5 protein-coding genes and 1 pseudogene are annotated in these 6,586 nt (G+C 46.5%); 4 read left to right on the top strand and 2 right to left on the bottom strand.

Going from position 1 to position 6,586, the window contains the following annotated elements:
* Nucleotides 1–11: 11 nt before the first annotated feature.
* Nucleotides 12–419, bottom strand: coding sequence for a hypothetical protein (locus tag WBA89_RS14235; RefSeq protein WP_194071242.1), 408 nt, complete (start codon nucleotides 417–419; stop codon nucleotides 12–14).
* A gap of 380 nt (nucleotides 420–799) precedes the next feature.
* A pseudogene (sufR, locus tag WBA89_RS14230) lies at nucleotides 800–1,468 on the bottom strand (iron-sulfur cluster biosynthesis transcriptional regulator SufR); the annotation flags it as partial.
* Nucleotides 1,469–1,656: 188 nt separating this feature from the next.
* Here sufR and sufB point away from each other — a divergent pair.
* The 4 genes from sufB to WBA89_RS14210 form a co-directional block, all read left to right on the top strand.
* The gene (gene sufB / locus WBA89_RS14225) at nucleotides 1,657–3,096 is read left to right on the top strand and encodes a Fe-S cluster assembly protein SufB (RefSeq protein ID WP_333088681.1); all 1,440 of its coding nucleotides are present in this window, start codon (nucleotides 1,657–1,659) and stop codon (nucleotides 3,094–3,096) included.
* Between the two features lie 232 nt (nucleotides 3,097–3,328).
* The gene (gene sufC / locus WBA89_RS14220; RefSeq protein ID WP_424407421.1) at nucleotides 3,329–4,120 is read left to right on the top strand and encodes a Fe-S cluster assembly ATPase SufC; all 792 of its coding nucleotides are present in this window, start codon (nucleotides 3,329–3,331) and stop codon (nucleotides 4,118–4,120) included.
* A complete protein-coding gene (gene sufD, locus WBA89_RS14215; RefSeq protein WP_424407419.1) occupies nucleotides 4,117–5,439 on the top strand; it encodes a Fe-S cluster assembly protein SufD in 1,323 nt (440 codons plus the stop codon). The genes sufC and sufD overlap by 4 nt, the downstream gene beginning before the upstream one ends.
* A gap of 231 nt (nucleotides 5,440–5,670) precedes the next feature.
* Nucleotides 5,671–6,586: aminotransferase class V-fold PLP-dependent enzyme (locus WBA89_RS14210; RefSeq protein WP_424407417.1), on the top strand; the 916-nt coding region annotated here is incomplete at its 3' end.

Raw genomic sequence — 6,586 nt, 5'->3', positions numbered from 1 at the left:
CGTCAGCCCAATCACAAATCCAAAAAAGCAGCATCCGTTCCCTGCTCTCGGCGAATCTTCCCATCCTTTACAAACCACGCCACAACCTGCTTAACTGTTAATTGCTCGATCGCACTTTCAGATTCTGCCGCAATTTGCTTCAACGGTCGCAAAGACGCCACCACCAAATTAGTAAAAAAGTTTTCAAAACTAGCATCAACTTGAATCGACTGTTGAATGCTCTCATCATTCTTAATCCAATCCATCACCTGCTGGTTAGACACCTCAGTTATCGGCAAACCAGTCTCCCCAGCAATTTGCTTGAGCACCCTCAAACCATAAATTGCCAATCGAGTCGAAAACTTTTCCTTCGACGACAGCAGCGCCATATCAACTTCCGCGCACTCTTCCGGCTTTAAAAAATCTGCTAGCGGTTCCATAGTTATTTGTTATTGGTTATTTGTTATTGGTTATTTGTTATTTGTTATTTGTTATTTGTTATTGGTTATTTGTTACTTGTTATCGGTAAAAGAAAAAAACATCCGTGTATCCCTGTCAAAATCCGTGTCGTGCTGTCGGTAATCGGTAAAAGCAAAAAACACCCATCCGTGTATTCCTGTCAAAATCCGTGTAATACATTCCCTCATCCTTCTTCCTTCTTCCGACGGACTTACATCCGTTACATCCGTTACATCCCGTACATTGCTCGTTGCCGAACTTCCTTCTTCCGACTTACATCCGTTACATCCGTTACATCCGTTACATCCGTTACATCCGTTACATCCCGTACATTGCTCGTTGCCGAACTTCCTTCTTCCTTCTTCCTAGCAATCAAATAACCGCAGCGGTGTTCCCCATCAATAATCCAGTGAGTCCGCTCCACAATACAATCTGGCAAAACCCCCGCAAACATTTCCAACTCATTGCCGCAAACACTCGGAAAAGTTTCCGCCACATTAGAAATAGCACAGTTGTGTTCCATCAACACAAATCGATCGCCCTTAACATCGCGATCGCACATTCCAACCTCTACAGATTCTACAGGATAACACTCAGCCATATAACCTTCAGCCCTGCGGAGTTCCACCAAATTAGTCACCCGCTCTTGTAGCGAACCCGAACCCACCAACCGCCGATAGTCCGTAGCCTTGCGCTGCCACTGTTTTCGCAGGATACTAATCACTTGCTCGCGGCCGACGGTTTCCGCCAAAGTATCCAAAAAAGACACAGCAAAATCGCCGTAACGATTCGGGAAGCGATCGCGCCCCTGACTGGTAAGCTCGTAAATATGCTGCGGCCGCCCCATACCAGCCTGAACCGACTGATACCGAATCAGCCCCTCCGCCTCCAAATCCTTCAAATGACGGCGAATCGCCTGCGGGCTCATCTCCAAAGACTCCGCCAACTCAAGAGCCGTCCCCTGACCCCCCTTGAGCAAATATTCCAGGATGTCTTGTTTCGTGGAAGTCTGCTGAGTAGTCTCCATCATCTTCACAAAAAATTATTAATTTGACTTTGACAATATCACTATTGTTAATGTAGCTTAAAATATAGTAAAGCAACAAACCTGTTGTTTAACTCAACCGAGCAGTCCAGCAGAACTCGCTCAAGCCCAGACAACCATTGCCCGTCTGCCATCTTTGAGAGCATTATCTAGAACACTGAACACGCAAAATCATGAGCTCTACAGTCACAACCTTAGTCAACCAGCCCTACAAATACGGTTTCGTTACCGACATCGAGTCGGACACCATCGCCCGCGGCTTGAGCGAAGATGTAGTCCGCCTGATATCATCCAAGAAAAACGAACCGGAATTCATGCTGCAATTCCGCCTCAAAGCATACCGGAAGTGGCTGACAATGACCGAGCCCACCTGGCCGCACGTCAACTATCCCGCGATCGACTACCAAAATATTATCTACTACTCCGCGCCAAAACAAAAGCCCAAAAAGCTCAACAGTTTGGACGAAGTTGATCCGACACTATTAGAAACCTTCGAGAAATTAGGAATTCCCCTATCCGAACAAAGACGACTGGGAAATGTCGCCGTCGATGTTGTTTTCGACAGCGTTTCAATTGCCACAACCTTTAGAGAAAAACTAGCCAAAGACGGCGTTATCTTCTGTTCCATCACAGAAGCCATCAAAGATTATCCCGAACTAATCGAAAAATATCTTGGCACAGTCGTACCAGTCGGCGACAACTTTTTTGCAGCCCTCAACTCCGCCGTATTCACCGATGGTTCCTTCGTTTACATTCCCAAAGGCGTAAAATGCCCGATGGAATTGTCAACCTATTTCCGCATCAACAACGAAGATTCCGGCCAGTTCGAGCGCACCCTAATTGTCGCAGAAGAAAACAGCTCCGTGTCTTACCTCGAAGGCTGCACCGCCCCGATGTTTGACACCAACCAACTGCACGCCGCCGTCGTGGAATTGGTAACAATGGACAATGCCGACATCAAATACTCAACAGTGCAAAACTGGTACGCCGGCGACGCCAACGGTAAAGGCGGGATTTACAACTTTGTGACAAAGCGCGGTTTGTGTCAAGGAGTCAATTCCAAGATTTCTTGGACGCAAGTAGAAACCGGTTCCGCGATTACTTGGAAATATCCCAGTTGCGTGTTAGTCGGCGACAACTCCGTAGGCGAATTCTACTCGGTAGCCCTGACAAATAACAAGCAGCAAGCAGACACCGGCACCAAAATGATCCATGTCGGCAAAAATACTCGCAGCACGATTATTTCTAAGGGAATTTCGGCGGGTAATTCTGCAAACAGCTATCGCGGATTGGTAAAAATGGGGCCGAACGCTAAGGGCGCTCGCAATTACTCTCAGTGCGATTCGATGCTGATTGGCGACAACGCTCAAGCGAATACTTTCCCCTACATTCAAGTGCAGAACCACACTGCTAAAGTGGAACACGAAGCTTCTACTTCCAAGATTGGGGAAGAGCAATTGTTCTTCTTCGCACAGCGGGGAATTTCCGCAGAAAATGCTATTTCGATGATGATTAGCGGTTTCTGTAAAGATGTTTTCAATCAGTTACCGATGGAATTTGCGGCGGAAGCTGATAAGTTACTGAGCCTGAAGCTGGAAGGAAGTGTGGGATAGAAGTCATTAGTCATTAGTCATTAGTCATTAGTCATTAGTCATTAGTCATTAGTCATAACCCTCGTTCCCAGGCTCTGCCTGGTAACGCATATCTAGAGGCTCTGCCTCGCATTTCTATCCCGCGTTTCCGGCGAGGCAGAGCCTCGCGACACGCATTCCTAGGCAGAGCCTAGGAACGAGAAGAATGAGAACAAAAAACTGTAAACTGCATTGAGGCAAAGGAAAAAAAAAGATGATTGTTGAAAATAGTCAAGTGGTGTTATCTGTCCGCGATTTAACTGCGAATGTGGATGATACCCAAATCCTTAAGGGTTTGAATCTGGAAATTAAATCGGGTGAAATTCACGCGATTATGGGCACGAACGGTTCTGGTAAAAGCACTTTGTCCAAAATATTAGCCGGCCATCCTGCTTATACGGTGACGGGCGGAGAAGTTACTTTTCTGGGAGAAAATCTCCTGGAATTACCGCCGGAAGAACGTTCTTTGGCTGGTATATTTTTGGCTTTCCAATATCCTTTGGAAATTCCCGGCGTTAGTAATGTGGATTTCTTGCGCGTGGCTTACAATTCTCACCGCAAACATCGGGGATTGGAAGAGTTGGATGCTTTTGATTTCCAAGATTTAATCGAGGATAAGCTGGATGTTGTGAAGATGAATCCGGCTTTCTTGAGCCGCAGCGTCAATGAGGGTTTTTCTGGGGGCGAGAAAAAGCGCAACGAGATTTTGCAAATGGCTTTGTTGGAACCGAAGTTAGCTATTTTGGATGAGACTGATTCTGGTTTGGATATCGATGCTCTCAAAATTGTCGCTGCTGGTGTGAATCAGTTGTCAACTGCGGAAAATTCGATGTTGGTGATTACTCACTATCAGCGGTTGCTCAATTACATTATTCCTGATTTTATTCATGTCATGGAAGCGGGCAGAATTATCTTGACTGGCCCGAAAGAGTTGGCGCTGGAATTGGAAGAGCGCGGTTATGATTGGGTTGTGGAAGAGGAATCAGCAGGAGTGGGCGCGCGATGATAAATACGCAAGTTGCTACTAGGGAAATGTTTTTGGCTGATTTGGTTAATCAGTGCAGCAAGTTGGAGGTTGCTAATGGCAAAGGTTCGGCTTACGGATTGCAGGATTTGCGGGATGCGGCGACTGAATACGTGCTTGCTGCAAGTTTTCCGACGGTGAGGGATGAGGAGTGGCGCTTTACTGATTTGTCGCCGGTGTTGCAAGTTCCTTTTCATGTACCGCAAAGCTATCAGTCAACGGTTAAGCTGGCTGATATTGTTATGCCTGTGAAGAATCGGGATGATTTACCGTTAAGATTGGTATTTGTTAACGGTTTTTATGCGCCGGATTTGTCAACGGTGAATTTGCCGGACTTTTATGCAGGTAATTTATCTAATGTACCCGAAAAATATCGATCGCGCATTACCGATGTTTTGAGCAAGCACAAACAGCAAACGGAAGTGTTTACAGCGCTGAATACTGCGGGTTTGGCAGATTCTGCGGTGGTGTTCGTGCCGGCCAATGTGTCTGTCGAAAGGCCGATTCACTTGCTGTTCCTGACCGCAACCGGTGCATCTGCGACGATGTGTCAGCCGCACTGCTCAATCATAGCTGAGGCTGGCAGCAAAGTTACACTGATTGAGGATTACAGCACAATCGGTAATTTACCCGCTTTTACGAATGCTGTGACGGATGTTTTTGTGGGCGAAAACGCCACGGTGAACCACGTTAGGCTGCAGCGGGAAACTTTGAATGTGGTTCATATTGGCAAAAGTGCGATCGAGCAATCGCGCAACAGCAGCTATACTTGTCATGCTATCAGCTTGGGCGGCAAAATATCGCGCCACAATTTAGAAGTATTTCAGCGCGGCGAAGGCACCGAAACAAATCTAAACGGCTTAACCGTAGCCTTTGGCGAACAGTTAGCAGACACTCACAGTCTAATTGATTTCAATCACCCCCACGGCACAAGTAAGCAATTGCATAAGTGCATTGTCGGTAACAAAGCTCGCGCAGTATTTAACGGCAAAGTTTTCGTTCGCAAAGCCGCACAATTGACAGATGCCGGACAGTTGAGCCGGAATTTGTTGCTTTCGCCGAGGGCGCGCGTAGACACGAAACCGCAGTTGGAAATTGTGGCGGACAACGTTAAATGTTCCCACGGTGCAACAGTCAGCCAATTAGAAGACGATGAACTTTTCTACTTGCAAAGTCGCGGCTTGGATTTAGAAAGAAGTCGCTATTTGCTCATCGATGCTTTTGCGGCGGAAATTCTGGATAAATTGCCAATTGTGGCTGTGGCAAAAATGCTTTCTACCTGCATGGCTATTCAAGCATAAAGGAATTAGCAACAGGCTGGGGGTGTTTTATTGCCTTTGCAATCAAACCAGGAGATCCCCCTAAATCCCCCTTAAGAAGGGGGACTTTGAGAATACTCTTGTCCCTCCCTGGATAAGAGGGACTTTGAAAAGACTCTTGTTCCCCCCTTCTTAAGGGGGGCTAGGGGGGATCTCCGGGTTCAACAATACGCCCTAGAAGCGAGTTTCACAACAATACTAACTTCAAAAAATATGACACTTATTCAAGAAAAAACCTTAGCCTCAAAATTTCGCGCAGACTTCCCAATTCTCAATGAAAAAGTCAACGGTAAACCGCTAGTTTATTTAGACAATGCAGCTACTTCCCAAAAACCCCTAGCTGTACTCAATGCTTGGCGCGATTACTACGAACAATACAATGCTAACGTGCACCGCGGCGCTCACTCTCTCAGTGCTAAAGCGACTGATGCTTACGAAGGTGCGAGAGATAAAGTTGCAGCGTTTATCAATGCGGCTTCGCGGCAAGAAATTGTTTACACTCGCAACGCCACCGAAGCGATTAATTTGGTTGCTTATTCTTGGGGTTTAAACAATCTACAAGCCGGAGATGAAATTATCCTGTCAGTGATGGAACACCACAGCAATCTGGTGCCTTGGCAAATGATTGCTCAAAAAACTGGCGCGGTGCTGAAGTTTGTTGAGTTGACGGAGACTCAGGAGTTTGATTTACCACAGTTCAAAACGCTGATTTCTGATAAAACTAAGTTGGTTTCTATCGTTCACGTTTCCAATACTTTGGGCTGTATCAATCCGGTTAAAGAAATCTGCGAAATTGCCCACAGTTTCGGCGCAAAAGTTTTAATTGACGCTTGCCAAAGCGTGCCGCACATGGTAGTAGATGTGCAAGCAATGGATTGCGATTGGCTGGTTGCTTCGGGTCACAAAATGTGTGCTCCAACTGGCATCGGTTTTCTCTACGGCAAGTTAGATTTGCTCAGAGAAATGCCTCCGTTTTTTGGCGGTGGCGAGATGATTGCTGAGGTGTTTCTCGAATATTCTACCTATGCAGATTTGCCGCACAAGTTTGAGGCGGGGACTCCGGCAATCGGGGAGGCGATCGCCCTTGGTGCCGCAATCGATTATCTTAATAACATTGGCATGGATAAGA

The organism is Microcoleus sp., assembly GCF_049646505.1.
Classification (GTDB): domain Bacteria; phylum Cyanobacteriota; class Cyanobacteriia; order Cyanobacteriales; family Microcoleaceae; genus Microcoleus.
Note: the sequence above shows the minus strand (reverse complement) of the source record. Positions and strands in the feature narration are given on the sequence as shown.

What these genes read in the sequence shown, in the direction of transcription:
- sufC (WP_424407421.1), top strand. Translation starts at nt 3,329, where the DNA reads ATGATTGTTGAAAATAGTCAAGTGGTGTTATCTGTCCGCGATTTAACT.
- WBA89_RS14235 (WP_194071242.1), bottom strand. Translation starts at nt 419, where the DNA reads ATGGAACCGCTAGCAGATTTTTTAAAGCCGGAAGAGTGCGCGGAAGTT.
- sufD (WP_424407419.1), top strand. Translation starts at nt 4,117, where the DNA reads ATGATAAATACGCAAGTTGCTACTAGGGAAATGTTTTTGGCTGATTTG.
- sufB (WP_333088681.1), top strand. Translation starts at nt 1,657, where the DNA reads ATGAGCTCTACAGTCACAACCTTAGTCAACCAGCCCTACAAATACGGT.